The 16,940-nt window shown below is 45.1% G+C and carries 20 protein-coding genes; 4 read left to right on the top strand and 16 right to left on the bottom strand.

The window, feature by feature from the left end; all coding sequences use genetic code 11:
- The first annotated feature begins 108 nt into the window (after positions 1-108).
- Positions 109-462 (top strand): HesB/IscA family protein, encoded by a 354-nt coding sequence (locus RS881_RS21635; RefSeq protein ID WP_315822982.1) that lies wholly within the window; start codon positions 109-111, stop codon positions 460-462.
- Between the two features lie 76 nt (positions 463-538).
- Here RS881_RS21635 and RS881_RS21640 read toward each other — a convergent pair whose 3' ends face one another.
- The 3 genes from RS881_RS21640 to RS881_RS21650 form a co-directional block, all read right to left on the bottom strand.
- Entirely contained in the window at positions 539-1,192 is a 654-nt protein-coding gene (locus tag RS881_RS21640) for a recombinase zinc ribbon domain-containing protein (protein WP_315822983.1), read from the bottom strand.
- Between the two features lie 75 nt (positions 1,193-1,267).
- Positions 1,268-1,564 carry a recombinase family protein gene (locus RS881_RS21645; RefSeq protein ID WP_315822984.1) on the bottom strand — a complete coding sequence of 99 codons (297 nt, stop codon included), beginning with the start codon at positions 1,562-1,564 and terminating at the stop codon, positions 1,268-1,270.
- 56 nt (positions 1,565-1,620) lie between these two features.
- On the bottom strand, positions 1,621-1,986 hold the full coding sequence (locus tag RS881_RS21650; protein WP_315822985.1) for a recombinase family protein: 366 nt from the start codon (positions 1,984-1,986) through the stop codon (positions 1,621-1,623).
- A 239-nt stretch (positions 1,987-2,225) separates the two neighbouring features.
- Between RS881_RS21650 and RS881_RS21655 the strand changes: the two genes are divergently transcribed.
- The 3 genes from RS881_RS21655 to RS881_RS21665 all read left to right on the top strand — a co-directional run bounded on the left by RS881_RS21655 (position 2,226) and on the right by RS881_RS21665 (position 3,677).
- Positions 2,226-2,507: a helix-turn-helix domain-containing protein gene (locus tag RS881_RS21655; protein ID WP_315822986.1), complete on the top strand. Its 282-nt coding sequence runs from the start codon at positions 2,226-2,228 to the stop codon at positions 2,505-2,507.
- 17 nt (positions 2,508-2,524) lie between these two features.
- On the top strand, positions 2,525-2,785 hold the full coding sequence (locus tag RS881_RS21660; RefSeq protein WP_315822987.1) for a hypothetical protein: 261 nt from the start codon (positions 2,525-2,527) through the stop codon (positions 2,783-2,785).
- Between the two features lie 589 nt (positions 2,786-3,374).
- A complete protein-coding gene (locus tag RS881_RS21665) occupies positions 3,375-3,677 on the top strand; it encodes a hypothetical protein (protein ID WP_315822988.1) in 303 nt (100 codons plus the stop codon).
- A 272-nt stretch (positions 3,678-3,949) separates the two neighbouring features.
- Here the strand turns inward: RS881_RS21665 and RS881_RS21670 are convergent, their stop codons facing one another.
- The 13 genes from RS881_RS21670 to RS881_RS21730 form a co-directional block, all read right to left on the bottom strand.
- Complete coding sequence (locus tag RS881_RS21670; protein WP_315822989.1) at positions 3,950-4,444, bottom strand: hypothetical protein; 495 nt, start codon at positions 4,442-4,444, stop codon at positions 3,950-3,952.
- Between the two features lie 899 nt (positions 4,445-5,343).
- Positions 5,344-5,592: a hypothetical protein gene (locus RS881_RS21675; protein WP_315822990.1), complete on the bottom strand. Its 249-nt coding sequence runs from the start codon at positions 5,590-5,592 to the stop codon at positions 5,344-5,346.
- A 77-nt stretch (positions 5,593-5,669) separates the two neighbouring features.
- Positions 5,670-5,924, bottom strand: a complete 255-nt coding sequence (locus RS881_RS21680) for a hypothetical protein (RefSeq protein ID WP_315822991.1) — start codon at positions 5,922-5,924, stop codon at positions 5,670-5,672.
- 39 nt (positions 5,925-5,963) lie between these two features.
- Positions 5,964-6,527 carry a lysozyme family protein gene (locus RS881_RS21685; RefSeq protein WP_315822992.1) on the bottom strand — a complete coding sequence of 188 codons (564 nt, stop codon included), beginning with the start codon at positions 6,525-6,527 and terminating at the stop codon, positions 5,964-5,966.
- The gene (locus RS881_RS21690) at positions 6,524-6,892 is read right to left on the bottom strand and encodes a hypothetical protein (RefSeq protein ID WP_315822993.1); all 369 of its coding nucleotides are present in this window, start codon (positions 6,890-6,892) and stop codon (positions 6,524-6,526) included. The genes RS881_RS21685 and RS881_RS21690 overlap by 4 nt, the downstream gene beginning before the upstream one ends.
- Before the next feature lie 295 nt (positions 6,893-7,187).
- On the bottom strand, positions 7,188-7,325 hold the full coding sequence (locus RS881_RS21695; RefSeq protein WP_315822994.1) for a hypothetical protein: 138 nt from the start codon (positions 7,323-7,325) through the stop codon (positions 7,188-7,190).
- Positions 7,326-7,336: 11 nt separating this feature from the next.
- The gene (locus RS881_RS21700) at positions 7,337-7,615 is read right to left on the bottom strand and encodes a hypothetical protein (protein WP_315822995.1); all 279 of its coding nucleotides are present in this window, start codon (positions 7,613-7,615) and stop codon (positions 7,337-7,339) included.
- Between the two features lie 39 nt (positions 7,616-7,654).
- Positions 7,655-8,929, bottom strand: coding sequence for an alpha/beta hydrolase family protein (locus RS881_RS21705; protein WP_315822996.1), 1,275 nt, complete (start codon positions 8,927-8,929; stop codon positions 7,655-7,657).
- Between the two features lie 537 nt (positions 8,930-9,466).
- Complete coding sequence (locus RS881_RS21710; RefSeq protein WP_315822997.1) at positions 9,467-11,197, bottom strand: hypothetical protein; 1,731 nt, start codon at positions 11,195-11,197, stop codon at positions 9,467-9,469.
- Positions 11,194-12,135, bottom strand: coding sequence for an SGNH/GDSL hydrolase family protein (locus tag RS881_RS21715; RefSeq protein WP_315822998.1), 942 nt, complete (start codon positions 12,133-12,135; stop codon positions 11,194-11,196). Before RS881_RS21715 ends, RS881_RS21710 begins: the two co-directional genes overlap by 4 nt.
- A 775-nt stretch (positions 12,136-12,910) precedes the next feature.
- Positions 12,911-13,702, bottom strand: coding sequence for a hypothetical protein (locus RS881_RS21720; RefSeq protein WP_315822999.1), 792 nt, complete (start codon positions 13,700-13,702; stop codon positions 12,911-12,913).
- 61 nt (positions 13,703-13,763) lie between these two features.
- Positions 13,764-15,383, bottom strand: coding sequence for a hypothetical protein (locus RS881_RS21725; RefSeq protein WP_315823000.1), 1,620 nt, complete (start codon positions 15,381-15,383; stop codon positions 13,764-13,766).
- A 32-nt stretch (positions 15,384-15,415) separates the two neighbouring features.
- Positions 15,416-16,666, bottom strand: coding sequence for a hypothetical protein (locus RS881_RS21730; protein ID WP_315823001.1), 1,251 nt, complete (start codon positions 16,664-16,666; stop codon positions 15,416-15,418).
- Positions 16,667-16,940 lie beyond the last annotated feature (274 nt).

Below are 16,940 nucleotides of genomic sequence, written 5' to 3' on the forward strand. Positions count from 1 at the left end.
ACGGTTTTTAGGGCGGTTATAGTCTGCCAGGTCCTATGATTGTCAATTGTTTGTTAGGCCATTGACTGTTCATGCCATTATTTGTACTTTTGGAGTAAATATTGTGTAATGGAAACAGTTTCTGCCCCCGTACAATTCACACCCAATGCCCACAAGGAGCTCACTCGCCTTATGGGTGACCCTGGTTTTGATACCAGCAAATACCTGCGGATAGGGGTAAAGGGCGGCGGATGCTCGGGCCTTAGCTATGTGCTGGGATTTGATGATAAACAGGCCGATGATGAACAGTATGAGCTGGATGGCCTTATTTTTATTATGAATAAGTCCCACGGGCTGTACCTCATGGGTATGCAGATCGACTGGCAGGATGGCCTCAATGCCCGTGGCTTCTCCTTCACCAACCCCAATGCCAGTAAAACCTGCGGTTGTGGTACTTCCTTTCAGTCTAAAAGAATAACCTGAATGTTAGGGCGGGTTCAACTCCCTTCAAGGGTACTTTTCGAACTTTCTCCTAAAGAGACTATTGGGCTGCTGATCTTCAGTAGCCCTTTTCGTTCAGAGTCTTTAAGTTATGGCTAAATAACTCATGCACCCTGGGTGTTCGATAGCTGTTTTCTTGATAGTAAAGGGAATGGTCGAACACATAGTCAACAATCCTTTGTTTTTTTCCTAATGGTGATCTTTCATATTCTCCACGTATATCTGTCATTCGCAATAACAGCTCATTAAACATAGTCCAGTAAGCTTCCTGGTTGGTATTGCCTTTGGCAAGTTGCTCGTAGAGTCGTGATCTTTCTGCCTTATAGCCAGTCATAACTTTGTTATATGAAGACTCCGAAATATCTGGCTTAGTTAAATAGCGTTCCTCTGCTGCCAATATTTTATTTTCGATTATTGTCAACTGGTTTCGGATGGTAGATAAATTAGCCTCGCGTAAATTCAGATAGGATTCCAGTTTGCTGGCTGCAACTTCCTTGAACTGCTTTAATGCCTCCATAGTAAGGCTCAAGTGATCAAGGATTTCCAAGAATTGGGAGTGAAGGGTAACTGCAGAAAGGTTCTTCTTATGGTCTTTGCAGAGGTAATACCAGTAATATCGTCCGGATTTACTCTTACTATTACCGGCAGTCATCTTTCGCCCGCACCAGCAATGCAGGACCCCTCTTAAAGGCACATCTTCATTATTCTGCACAGTGATCGTTTTTGCATGAAGCTTTTCCTGTACCAGCCAGTAATCCTGTTCGGAAATGATTGGGGTGTATTCCTTTTACCAGCTTGGCTGGTTCCCTTTAGTTCCAGGGACATGAACCAGCCCGGCATAAACTGGATTTCCCAGCATCTTCTGCATCGCACTGGATCCTTTAGGGAGGCGGCCATAAGGTGAAGCCATGGCTCTTAATTGTTCGACTGGCATTCCGTCTAAATACTCACGGTAGATCATACGTACAATTGTAGCCTTGTCCTCGTCAATTGTAAGAATGGCCCGCCCATCAGTATCCTTTGCATTAAGGAAACCAAAGGGAGCCATTCCGGAATACCGGCCATTCAACTTGGCCTGACGCAAACCGCTTTTGGTCCTGGACCGGATCCGGTGTAGTTCACTCTCCGCCGCCATAAACTTCATGGATCGCAATAAAAAGTATTGGGGTCTTCATCATCCAGATCAATCGGCTCCGATATGTCACGAACCCTTATTCCCTTTTCCAGGTAGGCTCTCACCTTAAGCATCGCCTCAGCCATATTCCGGCCGAACCTATCCAAGTGGTACAATACCAGGTATTGTGGCTTCAGCGTTTTTAATTCAGCTTCTAAGTTGTTAAACGCTTTACGGTCGAATGTGTAGGAGCTCTGCCCATTGTCAGTGAAAAGCTTTTGCAGGTTTAGTTTATTACGTTGGCAATAATCCTTTATCCCCTGCTCCTGGAAGGTTAGGGAATAATTACTTTGATCTTCCTCGCTCAACCGAATGTATCCGATCGCATTCATGGTATTAATGTACGAAAAAAAGGGCACCAGGCGTCTGTGGTGCCCTCTCCACTTGGTTGATCAAAAAATAAAAGGCCCAGGTCTCGAGGGATTCAGCTGAGTAATTGGCAATTTTGTTTCCCCGTTCCCGGCACCTTTTATCTACGTTGACCCGTAAGACAGACTACCAAGATACACTTTTTTCGTGAAAAGTCCGTTAATTACCGAACCGGCAATAATAGGTTGTGTAACAATAGGTTTTGCGTCAGTTTTGGGTAATGGCCACGAAGAAAGGAAAGGTTAAGTCTAAGAAGGTAAAGAAGCTGCTGCCGTTGTCGCTTAAAACGGCAGCGAGAATAAAGGCACTGCGCATCGATGCAGGCTATACAGCTGCAGAGATTTTCGCCTTTAAAAACGGATTTAATCGGTCCCAGTACATTGCCTACGAAAAGGGAACCGATCTCCGCCTTTCCTCCCTGGAACGCCTTTGTCAAGCCCATGGCATTACTTTGGAGCAATTCTTCTCGGAAGGATTTTCGTAAATTACAATATGGAGGATTTGAAACGAATCGGAATTGGCGGTCTGATCCAGCGAAGGGCCCTAACCCAGTTTCATAGTATTTTCACCGCCCAAAAGTACCCCACGCGGCTTGTAGCCGATGCCATCGAAATAAGCGTGCCTCGGATGAGAAGGGCAATAGAGAATCCGGGCCTTCTTAATGCGGACCAGATAATATCCATAGCCGACTACTTTCAGGTAACACCTACAGAAATGTTCCAGTTAATTGCCAACCAAAAGAAAGAAATGGAACTTCTATAAGATGACCTGTACTGTAATTGATCCGCTTTGTAGTTTCTTGCCAATTTGATCCTTTTCGTATAACATCACCTTGGCGCCGGATGAGTTTCTTCGCGGCATGAAAAATGATACCCACTATTTTTTACGAAGCCAGATACTCGCTGGCCACATAACTCGATTCGATCAATTGTTTACGACCGATCCCTATCCTTTAACCATGGAAGAGGTCGCTAACGTTCTTAAAAAGAGTGTCCGGGACGTCCAACGGATGGTTGTTTTTCCAGGCAAGTCGAAACCAAAGCACACCCTCGCTCTATCGCTTTACCTGGGAATGGAAGAAGACGCTGTTGCAGAGTTATGCATGCACCAACACGAGCGTGAAATGAGGAAAGCCTGGAAGGCGTTTAAAAGGCATACCGGCAACAGAAGGAGGCCGAGTTATTAGCTTCATAATACCATGGGGATTAACCTATCCAGTGGTTTTGATTTCCATTTAAAAATAAAATGACCGTAAAACAGGTCATTTTATTTATTTCCTACTATCTTTACCACTTAATCATCTCAAAACATGGGGTTCTATATTCGGTTCACGGATACGCCAAATGCAGATATGGAACGAAAGGTAAGTTACCACCTTTCCGATGTCAAAGCAGTGGGGTATAAATACCATAAGCACTTTGAAGCCTATGCACAGGCATTGCCAGTCTTATGCGCCTATGAATTGAACGCAGACAATATTGTCGATGCAATAGAAGAGGCTGCTGAGTTCCAGAGGGATATTTTCGATGCTCAGAGCGAATTGGATAGCTATTGTGTAATGGAGGGAGTTTATAGCGACGATTGCCCCGAAGGAGTAGTAATACAACCACAGGCTATCCGTTTTATTAAGAAAGGGAAATACTTTGCAGAATGAAATACCCCAACAAGGAACGCTCTGAATCAATAGTAACTTGGCTAATTGATCATCCATTGATTTCCGTAGTGCACTTGCCAATATGATCGGTTATGATCCGGACAATTTCTTAAAGGCTTTTAATGGTGCACGATCGATCCCCGAAAAATATCTAAATGCTTTCGAGATGGAGCTTGAACGATATGGTTACGAAAAGCCTCAATAAAAAGCCCCAGGTAGACACCAAGGGGCTCAAACATTCAATCTTACTAAAACAATGTATCATATATTGCCTATAGATAGAAGGTATAGAGTCCCATAACAGACCCTCCTACCACTTCAACCGGCCGTTGCTCGTATCCTAACTGAAACATCCTGCAATAATCCTTTTCGTGGACATTAACGAACCCTCGCAAAACACCATGCCCACAACAACAGCCCTGCGTTTCGATCCCTTGCTCCCATAGCTTCTGTATGGCTTCCACAATGCACGGATCTATGCAGACCATAGGTGATAGGCCTTCTTTAAATCGCCGCGCTTTATCCAGGCTATTATCGTGCAGCTGCAGGGTGATCTGTTGGGCAAAGCGTGCCTTATCGTCTTCCATTATGCCAGCCGGACAAGTGCATTCATACCGTTTAGATTTGGGAAGGGTCATTTGGGTACGCTCTACCTGAAACACATTATCCCAATGGAGCGAGGTAAACCCGTTATCTACATACAAGGTTAAATACCCATCGACTCTGAAGGTATGTGTACCCTGTTCAAGCCTCATGTATTTTGTCATAATCCATGGATTGCGGTTCTCACAGTCAGGAAAGACCAGGTCTCGTCCCCGTCAGATATTTCAATATTGACTCCTAATGCCTCCCCATCAGCCTAAATTGCTCAACGTTCTCCTTATGGATTGGACGGTAATCAATACACTCTCCGGATTCCAGTATTTGCCAGACCTGTCCGAGTTCGAAGCCTAAGACATAAATGGGGGATTGATTAATAAACGGCATCAATAGTTCGTTCTCCATAAATATCCTTTTCCCAAAGATAGATGCCGCCAAATCCATTTTCTTACGGGTTCCCGTATATCCAAAAAATAGTTACTCCCTTACAAGCTTGAACTCACTAACAGGTACTTCAACGAAGGTGTAAGCCTCCTCGACTTGCTCGTCCTTGACGGCATAAATCTTTATCCGCGCATTTGCGTTGGGTAAGAATTCCTCGATGTACCCAACCTGGGGATGAGTTGGCATTTCAAATTCCACCTTTTACCTTTATTGGCTTTGGTAAGCGACTCTGCCAAACCTGGCGTATCCCATGGCATCGAGGTTCCTGAAAAAGTGTTTACATGGTCGATATGACGAAGGTCTACGACGGGGCATTGTAGGTATCGGTGAAGTTGGATGTAATCAGTTTCCGTTTCAAACACCTTCACCTTTGCATACCCATTTTCGTCGATACTTTCGACTATTCCTTCTCTGTTGTGGGCTGGAACTGTAAAGAAAACCTTGTCCCCTAATTCAATTGTGCGTTTCTGTTTCATAATTTTTTTATTACAAAGAACCGAATCCGCCAATTAGGAAAAACCTGAATCTGGGAAATAGGAAAAATCCTTATCGAAAAAAAAAGCCAGCATAGACATGCCGGCCGCTATAACCAAAACTATACTGCTTATGAGAAAATTGATTGCTAAAAGTTGCCTGTTCGAACGCCAGTAATTAGGTCATCACTCACCTGTGAAGGATCACCTGGCCAATGGACTATTTTTGCTTCCTTTACATCGCAGCCAGCAGCCTGCAGAACCTTTACAAAATCAACGGCTATTTCATCGGGTGTACCCTCGGGCATTGCTCCCAGATCGATCGTTTCTCCATCCTTTATGTCTCTTTGCTGGCCGTGACCACCTATTGCGGTAATTTCTATTTTAAAAGTCCCCATGTTATTAATTGTTCAGTGGCCCTGTTCCCGGATTATGGTAAAAATTATGATTGTCCAAAGTATACCTCAGAAAATTCTTACTCTACTTCGGGCCAGTGCCAGGTATTAGGCTCCTTGCCTTCGGAATAGGGAACCGATGTTCGCCATGCGTTTATTTCCCCATCCGTGAATACTTTCAAATTAACCTCATCGCTTTCATAGCTGGTATTCTCCCAGGTTCGTACAATCACAGCTGGCAGCACTTTTGCGCCATTATTTGAACATAGACCATCGGTAGCTTCAGGAACGTACAATACTGTTCCACCAAGACTGTAAGGCTTCGGTGATTTCATCTTTTATTTTGTTCGGTTACCCCGTCCCCGGCTTTTTAGTTAAATAATTGGTCTGGCTATCTCTCTGAATCGCCAAACCTCTTTGCTGTAATTTTTCTGATGAGTGCGGCTATCTACATCTTCGCCAGCTTCGAGGGCTTTCTTTACATTCCCCTCCCCGCAGTTGTAGGCTGCTGTTATAGCCCTTTCCAGGGCCTCGCCCGACAGGTTAGGGAATTTGCTTTGCAAGTACTTTCGCTTGCCTTCCAGGACTTCTATTGCCTTCACACAGGTCTTGTATGGATCTTTCCAGTTTCCAGACTTTACGAACTCTGGAAAAGAACCTATATCGATCTGCCAGGGGCCGAAGCCATGGAAAGATTTTTCTATTTCGCCAGGCCGCTGGCCGTAGTCGCCGCGCATGAGGCTGTAGATAGCGGGCGTCTTGCCTCCTTGAGCCAATAGCTTTGCAATAAGCAAACCTGTCTCCCGGTAGGCCATTGCCACGAGCCAGTCTTTGGTGTAGAGCAATGCTGGGTTCCTTACCTTAGCCTCTGTTAGGGCCTTCTCAATTACCGGCCCGAGCTCCCGGCTAATCCAGGTGATAATTTGCTTTTCGGTCATGCCGCCTCCTTTAAAAGATGCTCGTTTTCATAGTAATAATCAGCAAGCCTACCTGAATCCACCCATGAAAGGTCCCCATCTGCAATACATTCCAAGAAGAGCCGGGCAAAGCCAGTGTAAAACACTTTCTTACCCTCAGTCGGTGCTACGTTTATTTTTGCGAGAATAGCCCGAAGCTTTTCATTGGGATCTTGGATATTGGCAAACTCGTCTGCTAAGGCAATTGCAGAGACTGCTTTAGGAATAAACTCCTTCAGCTTAGCATAGATTTTATCATCGACTGTTCCAGGAATGATGGAGGTCAGAACGTCTCCAAGATGTGAATCTGTTATAGCTTTCATATTGTTGACCAACTCTGAAGCCAAGGGAATCAGTTTCTTGGTTGCCTCGTCCAGTCCTTTAAAAGACTAGCGATGGCATTGCCGATTTTCTGAAGCAGCCGGCCTACTGCTGTTTTACCATTTTTCTTTGCCATTGTATAAAAGTTGTGGCCGGTTGTCACCCGGCCGGGTGATTAACTGATGTTTACTTTTGCCTTCCCCTCCTTTACATCCTTAGCCAGGTCTTCGGGAATTTTGGTTACCACAACCTCTGTCGGAGTAAAGTAATTTTTGAGGAGATAGGAAATACCGGTCGTTGCAGCTACTGCCCCGATGGCTTTCAATTAAAATCAAAGCTGCCGCTTTCAACTACAGGAAGTAAGGCGGTAAGAACAGCGCTGATCACTGCTACCAGCAGGCCGCGCAGCAGGTCCCTTGAATTAAGAGAATACTGCTTTTGTGTGGTTACGTTTGGCATAATTTAATATTTCATTTATTAGTTAGTGAATCATAAGTAATTGGTTCCTCATGCTTTGCCGGGGATGGCACTACGGGAATGGAATTCAGTCGGCTCTTTAACTGTCCATCCTGCAGATACTCGATCTGTAACCGCATTACTGGTATCACGCTCATAACCGTTTTAAGATCGCTACGCATGTCTGTAACAATCCAGATCACGACACTAATAAGCGCAGTGGCTAACCAATTAAATGCGGAGGCTTTTGCTTTTGCCAACATAGCATCGTCTTTTTCTTTGTTTGGCGGCATTTCAAGGACGTTGTTTGATATAGGGATTGGATGTACGACTTACCAGGTATATACTACTCCCGCTTGGTCCTTAATGGTTACTTTCTTCGTGCTGAAGTCTACAGTAGCCGTGGCCAGGATGCGAGAACCATCCGATAGCACCAGGTATCCAGTATTGCTATCGTAGCTCATCGGCACAACGGGAACCGGTACCGTGGTCTTTTGGTAGGTCACCACGATTGTATCCCGGGCAGTGGCCGTAGAATTATAGGCGTTAAGGACAAACGTGTATGCCCCCTCCTTTGGCAATGTCGCGGTAACAGTATACCACCCGGATCCTTTAGGAAAGAAGTTGGTGTAGGGGTTTACCCCAGCTGGTACATTAATGCAACCCCAGCTGGCACCTGTGGCCCCTTTAGAGTCCGATCCATCCAGCGTGACCGTGCTAACTGTGGTTATTCCAATCTCCTTTGCAATGGCCGTTAAAGTAGTCGTAGGAGGCTGTGTTGGAGGCGTAGTTGTTGTATTGGTGGGGTACTGCTTGCGATCAGCAGTAGAAACAGTGGCCAGGTATGCTCCAATGGTTTGGGGAACCAGTGGATGAGAAAGGGAAATAATTTCGTTCAGGCCTCCGTGGCCATCACCAGGCAAGATGATCAGCTTGGGTTTAATGGCTGGATTGTAGGAATTAAGTTTGTCCACCATCCCTTTTATGTTGGATGGATCTACTACCTTATCCGCTTCTGTTGTAATCCCTATAAACTGTAGCCGGGCATCCGCTACTATCTTCCAATCGGTTGCCCAGTTGACCGGCGCAGCTGCTACTGCAAAGGCCAGCCGGCCGGCGTTTAAAGGCGAAGATGTAATGTATCGAACCACGGCGCCGCCGCCAAGTGAAAAGCCAACAAGGCCCTCCTTCGTCCTGTCTACAGGAAAATCCATTTCGACCTGGTCGAGGATATAGTTTATATCGCTAACGGAAAGGTTGTTTGCATAGGTTGGCACCACGCCTATATACTGGCCGGTCCTTATAGCCTCTTTGAAGTCTGGAGAGGCTATTGCATATTGGCGCACCCCGGTACCGTAGTCAAAACCGATTATAACGTTACGAAGGTTTTCAAGCTTTCCTTCAGAAAGTTCACCGCGACCATGTATAAGAACCACCACGGGGTAGTATTTACCTGGTTGGATATTGGGAAATTTGATCACCCCAAAGCCAACCTGCCGGTAAACCGTAGTGCTATTATCGTTTACCCGGGTATAATAAGTTGTGTCGCCCTTTTGAACAATTCCATAGTCTACGGACGAAAAAAAGGTTGGGCCCTGAATTTGCAATCATGCTTTCCGTATAACCTCCCGCCCACAAGTTTTGCCCCTGCACCTGCAGGGTTATGATCGCCAGTAAAAGGATAAAAACTTTTTCATGCTGTTAGAATGGTATATTAAGTGTAAGTAGTTTAAATCGTACCTTCCAGTTAATGGTTGTAGATGCTTCACCAGTTACCTGGATGGCTGCTGCCGACGCACCGCTGTTTGTAAGGGTAAACGTGGCTGTAGTTAAACCGCCCCCGGTAGACATGTAATTATCCGCGACAAGGGTGGCGAGTACGCCATTGGTTAACGTTCCGCTTGCATCTTTACCAAACGAACGGTACCTAACTCCCGAATAGCTATGGTTCCCATCAGAGGTGATTGCAACGCAAGTAGCCTCTATGGCAATTACATAGCCATTGGATATCGGTACTGTTCCAATAATTGTGGGTGTTGCATTCGTGGTGTTGCCCGTTATAGTATAGTATCCGGCACTATCCTTTACAGCAGTGCTTATGTAGGCAGGATCTACGTTTATGGTAACAGTATTTGTTGTGGTGGTTATATCGATACCGGTTCCTTCGGCAATGGTAATGGCTGGTCCAGATTGAGAGTTAATAGAGGTAATTCCAGTAGTTCCACCCCTCCGATATTAACCCAATTCGTACCGTTATAGTATTGGAGGCTATCCACAGTAGTATTGTAGATCACCAGCCCGCTGTCGGGGCCACTGATCGTGGCAGTTGCGGCTCCTCCGCTACCGGTACCGCCTGTGAGAGTTACGGTGACAGGGACACTTGGCTTATAGCCTATCCCCTGGTTTACCACCTGGGCGGCAATCGTTGTACCGGTAGGTATGTAACAATTGGCAGTGGCACCACTACCTGTACCTCCTGTAATGCTTATAGAAGGCGCAACCGTATAGGAACCTCCTACGATTGCAATAGAGGAAATATAGCCTATGCTATCCCTTTGGGCGGTTGTCATTCTGGGAGGAAGGAAACCCCTTTTCGGGCTGGTCATTTCTAATAGCGCTGACCCGTGGCGGGCACTATCGCCAACAATGGTACGCCCACCGCGGACGTTGAAATAGTTATTGCCCACATTGTTTCGAAAGCCAGTAAGGAATGAGCCGCCCTGATTGGTTATTGTCGGATCGAACAAAATCCCACCGTATGTATTACTAATGGCGCCAAAAGTCGTGTTGTTTAGAATTGGGTCAATGCGAAGCTGAAAGGTGCTACTGTTGTCACCAGTAAGTTGGTTGAAATTATGCGCGATACGCACTCCTGTATTCTGTCCCACTCCGCCATTAATTGCACTAGCCCAATGCTTAAAGGTAAAACCAGGAGTGCCAGAACCTCCATTGCTTTCATTAAATATCCCATTAGAATAAACCCCAATACCAAAGCCGGTGGTCATTGCCCCGGAAGAATTACCTACTTGCAGGTTTCCTAACTGGCTACCAGCACCCGTAGCTACAACGTTAGAATTGGTACCAATCGATCCATAAACACTTAACACGTTTGCTGCAATTGGGTTGGTACCACCCACGATCATGTTTACATTACTGGCTGCATTTACTACAAGCGCATCGGTGCCGTCCGTGTATTTAATATTGAAAGCCCTGGGTGTAGAATAGTCGGGGTTCTGAATAAGTAGGTTGGAGATGTTCTGGCTCGTTTTTGTATTACCAGTATAGAACCCCTTTCTGGTGAACCAGGTGCTATCCTGTACGTTGTTATCTAAGTACCAGAGGATTGAACTAAAACCGCTATAGGATGTACCAGTAATATTTGTGCTGCTAGTGATCTTAATCCACGTACTATCCGGTACGTAGGAATTAATATTAACAGTATCTATTGCACTGGAAATTGTGTAAGGAGCGCCGTTAATGGTAACTCCAGCAGGACGGGAGTACCCAGTAAAGCCCGCAGGGTCCAGCTCGTTGATAAAAATTGCTTTGGTTAAAACCGGTAATTTCGCTTCTCTAAAAATTACTTTGGCAAGGCTGTCATAACCAGACATACTTGGGTGAATGTCATCAACGATTAAAGAAGGATTTGGGTGTACATTATCGCCGTATGCGGGGTCCTGCCACCATCTGTTGTAATCCACCACGGCAGCACCATACTGATCCAAAATACCATTCTTAAGGGCATTATTTATTTGGCTTATTCTGCGAAGCGCCGTTTGTGTATTTATAGCGTCCCCAGGCAGGTTAGCCACAGCGCACTTTACGCCCCTTTGCTGGCACTCTGCTGCAAACCATTCCAGGTTGGCAATGGTCATTTCGGGGTTATGGTTGATTCGAATACATCGTTTATCCCGCAAATGATAACCACAACATTTGGTAAACGGTTAAGAGTTTGCGTACCCCTTCCGTCGCTCGGATTACTTACAACACCAAAACAATCGCGTAAAAACCTTTGCCGTAACTGTACGGTGGTTTGCCCGCCAATGCCATGATTATACCACCGGTAATTGGTGAGCTGTCGTAGATGATAGGATAACTGTCCCGTACTGTCCGGGTAATCGTACTTGAAAATGTTTTGTGGGGTTCCAGATACCAATGGGTGTAACCTGCCATGCCTACCTGGATGTCCTTCAATCTGGCTATCCCCAGTCAAAACGCCAAAGGGTGCTGTTACTTTTATGCTATCTCCGCTGGTAGATGCTGCAAGCCAACCACCAAATTCAGCACCTATCTGGCCGGCAAGGGTAGTAGAGAATTTATATCTCACAGAGTCAACAGCAGTATGGCTGTAGTTGGTAACGTTGCTGCTGCTTGCAACTCCCTGTGCAGCACTGTATATCTTGACCTGGGAAAGGGTTTTATAATCGGACACGATAGGACCGGACTTTGCATTCAATTGCGCTTGTATTCCACTCGTTGTACCGGATAAATTACTCAACTCGGTAGTTGTCACGGTAGAAGCAATAGGAAGCCCGTTAGCATTACTTGCCAGGGCGCGGTTGCCGGTAATGGCTGCATTCTCGCTAACAGCGGTTCCGTTTGCTGCATAATATGCAATACGGTACTGGGTACCATTGTTTACTGTACCGGACCCTCCGCCGCCCCCACCTGTTCCATGTATTGTAATTGTATCCTTGCCAACTACAAAAGCGGTATCGTTTAATTGGGTTGCGCCCGACCTTTGCCACGTGAACAAAGAAGGATCAAACACATATAATTTATGGCCACAACTGTCATAATAAAGCGCAGACATGTGTTGATCAATGCTCCTTAAGGACTCGACACCAATTGCTGGTCCACATCCTGTTGGCAACCACTGCGTAGAGTCTGGTCGTGATCTGTTTGTAATTATTCCATAACTGTTATTTGGCTTCAAGTATATCTGTCCAACTGTTGTCTGTGCAGTCAATAGAAATACTAATATTTTTAGCATTCGTTTCATGCCAATAAAAGTAGTAGTATTAAAAAAAGATGCCTTGTAAGTGAGTTACATTTCTACACCCGAATTAGAGCATAGATACCAAAGTTGGCTTCTTTGTTTTCCTTGTTTGTGTTGAAGGTTTGATTTATCACAAGATCGTTTGGACTCGCTGATCCTCGGCCAGTCCTGTCGTTTCCACCTCCGCCTGTATAACTGTTACCCTGTGGTATATTTATTACTCCCTCAAACTGGCCTACTTGGTCGGCCTCGAACGATCCAGCCAAACGAGTTGACCCATCAACTGCCTTCCGATTACCAACTGTATAAATCATAGGTAACCGAATTGTTGTAGCTCCATCCCCCAGGGTAAACTTCCCTCTGTTAATATAAACTGTACGGCCATTTACACTTTGAGTTATATTCCATTGTGTGTCTGGTACAGCAATTGGCTGAATTCGTTTAAATAGCCGTGCATATTCAGCCCTTGAAACAAGTGCACCATTGGCAAATAGACAATTAGGCTCTATGGTGAAATAGCTGTCTACAATCTGCCCAACTGTTTTGAAGTTACCATCTGCAAATAGGACATACCAGGCACCTCCTGTTTTTATGAACCAAATTTCCTCCCCTGTAGCATGTTAATATCTGCTTTCGGCCCATTAAAGTTTATCACCTCCGAACCGGCTGCATCAAGAGTTGCGGAAATATGGTTGCCACCTTCACTCACAAAGCCAATCTGCTGATTTTCGCCTACCTCAGAAAGCGGTGGTAAAGTAACTGTGAAATGAGTAACACCAACTCCACCCTGCAAAAGACACAGCTTTTTCATGTACGATATATCCAACGCAATATTGTTGGTTAGGACAGCTACCCCAGTCACGAGGTTAGCACTTCCGCCGCCACCTCCACCAGTATTGGCTGCAGTAATCTGAGGCTGAAAGTGAAGTATAAACTTTTCCTGGTCTCCAAACACATCCCCATCGTTTATGAGTTCCCAACCATTGGCTGCTATACTGTCCTCTGGAACACCATCCAGCGTAAGTCTGTAGTCAATATTCTTTTCCATGGTTCCAAAGCCACGACGCTCAATATCATACACCCAGTTTTTCAGTGTATTGTCTGTATATAAGATGGCTCCCACATCAAAGCCAGGTGTTAGACCGCCGGTCAATACTAAGTCCTCCCTTATAGTTGTGATCGTTCCCTGAGCCGGCTGAAATGAGAAAGTGTTTCGGACTGTACCTGCAACCGATTCAGTCGGTGACTCAAAAAGCTTGAAGTCATACACAATGAATTCCAGGGATAGGAAAGTAATATTCTTTGTATCCCCGTAAGGTTTGGGTAAGACCTTGAAATCTACAACCACATTGGGGGCAGTCGCATCATATATTGCAGCCACCAGCCAGTTGGCAGGGTTTGAGGGTTCGGCTTTAATACTGACATTCCAATTAATAGGCATCTTATTGGTTTTCTTCGGTTACTTGGAAAACATTGCTTACACCGCTATTGTCACCGTAAGCTGTTCCCTGAATGTTGTATACAATGCTGATGTTGGTATCAATGGTCCCCTCGGTGGAAACAGTAATACCGTCGCGGTTATCTCTCGGCCTTATGCCAAGTGACCAATATTCTCGTGGCTGGCCCGGGAAGTTTGTTCGGTCGAACTTCGAATCTCCGTTTCTTGTATAGGCTGTGCCATCGATATAAGTATCTGATAGTAGCATGATTCTGGCAATCTTGCGGATCTTGTAGTCCGGAACACCTCCATTGTGATATCCTATTTCTAAATTGTAGGTATCGAATGCAATGCCGTCCATCATTTCGATATCAGCCGGCTGATTTTCATAAGTGGCGAAATGGCTTCCTGGTTCATATCTGCCGATCCTTCCTTCGACTCGTAGAGACGGATTGTATCCTGTGTCGAATATCATCGCTTGCTTGTTGACCTTATTGCTGTATTCGAACAGAATGGTTTCAGGCCAGCTTTCCCTGATCCAGAGAGGCTCTGAAATGTAGTTTACGATTGCTGTGCCGGTACCAGCTTTAAGCAACAGGTAATAGACATCCTCCGGAATATCGAGCAATGGGATATTCCCTTCATATAGGATATAGGGTGATTTGACTGCATTGCTGGCTTTCACATCCAATTCATAGCTACCTACGATCTCAGCTTTGCAGTTGAGCATATCTACTGTTACAGGGCCTAACCCATTGGTCAAACACTGCAGGCGAATTGTGTCATCGTTCTGCCAGGGGTTGAAGTAGTCATTGTTTGCTGCCCACTTAGTTATCCGGTTCTTGAACCAATCCTGATCCATGGTAGCTGTATGGTATTTGGAGGGGTTCTGGAAGTTCAACTTCACAAAATGAACCGGACAAGCGTGCGAGATGAATGCTGATAATCCAGGCATATCGAGATAATTTAAACCATCAATGTCAAGGTTTACTAAATCAGAGAGATCAGTCAAGGGAGAACACAATAGTTTCCATACCTGTGACTCGTTGAGAGCAGGCTGTTGAGATACATCCAATGGGAATCCATATAAATCGACACCGTTGTAGGTGAACTGAATATGACCATTAGCGGCGCCATTCATGATCGCAGCGAAGTTGAGCGGCACCTTAGTTTTAAAGCTGAACAGGAAGGGGTAGAACATGGGGTTACCCAATGTACTTACTGGTAAAGAAGCATTTTCGATTGTCGCCAGTCCATTCAGAATAGTGACCAGTTCTTGGTTTCGGTCAAGGGTTTGAAAGGTAATGGAGTCGGGCGCAAGATTATAGTTCACACCATTTAGCCAAGAGTAATGCCGCTGAAGCATCCGTTTTTGCGTAAGATCCTCAATGTTAAACGCTGTTTCTGGATTAGGAACGCCGGAAACAGCATCGTAAACAATCCTACGTAATGGGTATAATACTATCTGTTCTGACTTTGCAAGAAAGAAACCTCCCAATAGATCCATCGACAAACCGACAGGGACCGAATACCTTATCTCCAGGGTATTTCCAGCTTCGAAAATCTCTCCAACTAGGTCGCTGGATCGTATAAATATGCCTGCACCCTGGGTTATTGTGTCCACTATAACCCCATTCTTTAACAATGTGAATGTTGCTACACCTGAGCCCGTAGCGCCGCCGTTGACTCCCAGGTTATACCAAACTGTGGCATGTTTAGGGAGCGAACAAAAGTGAATACGGTATATTGTTCGTTGTTTTTGAAGTAGTCGCCTATCGTGTTGGGGAGGGGTAGAGCGACGTTGGAGGAACCAGAGGTCAAGGTTAATGCCCCGCGATCAGCACTGTACCGGCTGAACTCCCCATTCGGAGGATCTATGTTTAGAATGAATACACTGTTGTCACTATTGTTGTGGGTAGTAGATTTACCCCCGCTATTGAATCGTGTGTACTCAATCCCGTAGCTATCAGCTCGATACTTGCTAACAAGGTCGACTTCCTTAGCAATTGATTTGATGGGAGCCCCATAAATAGCCGTGGTATTGTACTCGTATTTTCCTGCCCGCTGATCATACGACTGGTTAGGATAGCCTATTTTTAACTGATTCCAGTAATAATCAGTAGCAATGTCAATCCCTAAGTCGCTTACCTCACCAATATTCAGTGTTACCTCACTTGGGTAAAAAACATATTCCCGCTCCTCAAAGAAAAGAACCTCTCCTAGTTCAGGTAATTGCTGATTTCCAAGTGATGCGCATAGAATAGCATTCATGCTATCAAAGAAGTCTGAAAGCGACGTTTTGATGACAATGGGCCCAGGGTAGGACGGATCATTTCCGGCACGTAGGGCATCGCCTGAACAAAGGACCAGGTTTTTATAAGCCGATAACAACCTACTCTCCGCCTGGTAATTCAATATTTGCTGGCCAGTACTACCAGACTTATTGATCTCGGCAACCAATAATTTGAACAAGTCATAGGCAGTAATCGCCCACGTCTCTGTAGTCTTATATCTCGACGAAAAGGTAATATTTAGGTTCCCTTCCATTATCTCAACCGCACCAAAACCGGCAAATCCGATTAAAAACAGTTTCTCATTTGGTTGTAATGTGATAGAGAAATTAGTGGGCACCTGAACCTCTGTTATTACATCAGTAACATTTACTACAAATCCATCTCGATCCTTATCTGTGAACCATCGAAGGGCATATTCAGTATTGGGGTCATCTGTTGCTGGCTTTAATTTAAGAAAACCATCCAGAGTGATTGTTATTCCCTGACCTGAACTAAAAAGAAAGTTCGAGCTATTCTTAACATACTCAGGCGGTGTGGGGGTATTTGCATCATCGTAAGATGGGTCTCCCTTGGTGATATTGATATTATCCCCATCGTTGGTTGAGAATACCAAGGGCTGTACCCAGTTACCTGTATCCATGGTAATTGGGATAAAATCATACCTGAAAACATCATTAAAAGAACTCCATCTAATTTAACCTTGATATTCTCAGGGATGGAACCATCGCAAGGAATTTGATAGGTCCGGTTTTCATAAGCCTTCACCAGCTGAACCACTCCTCCCTCCATAACATTGACAGTAATGGACTCTGCAACTTTATTATTTGCTTTTGTCAGATCAAGAACCCCAACATAGTAAAGCTCATAGACATCATTTTCAGGGTTCC

This window comes from Paraflavitalea speifideaquila (genome assembly GCF_032395985.1).
In the GTDB taxonomy this organism is placed as follows: domain Bacteria; phylum Bacteroidota; class Bacteroidia; order Chitinophagales; family Chitinophagaceae; genus Paraflavitalea; species Paraflavitalea speifideaquila.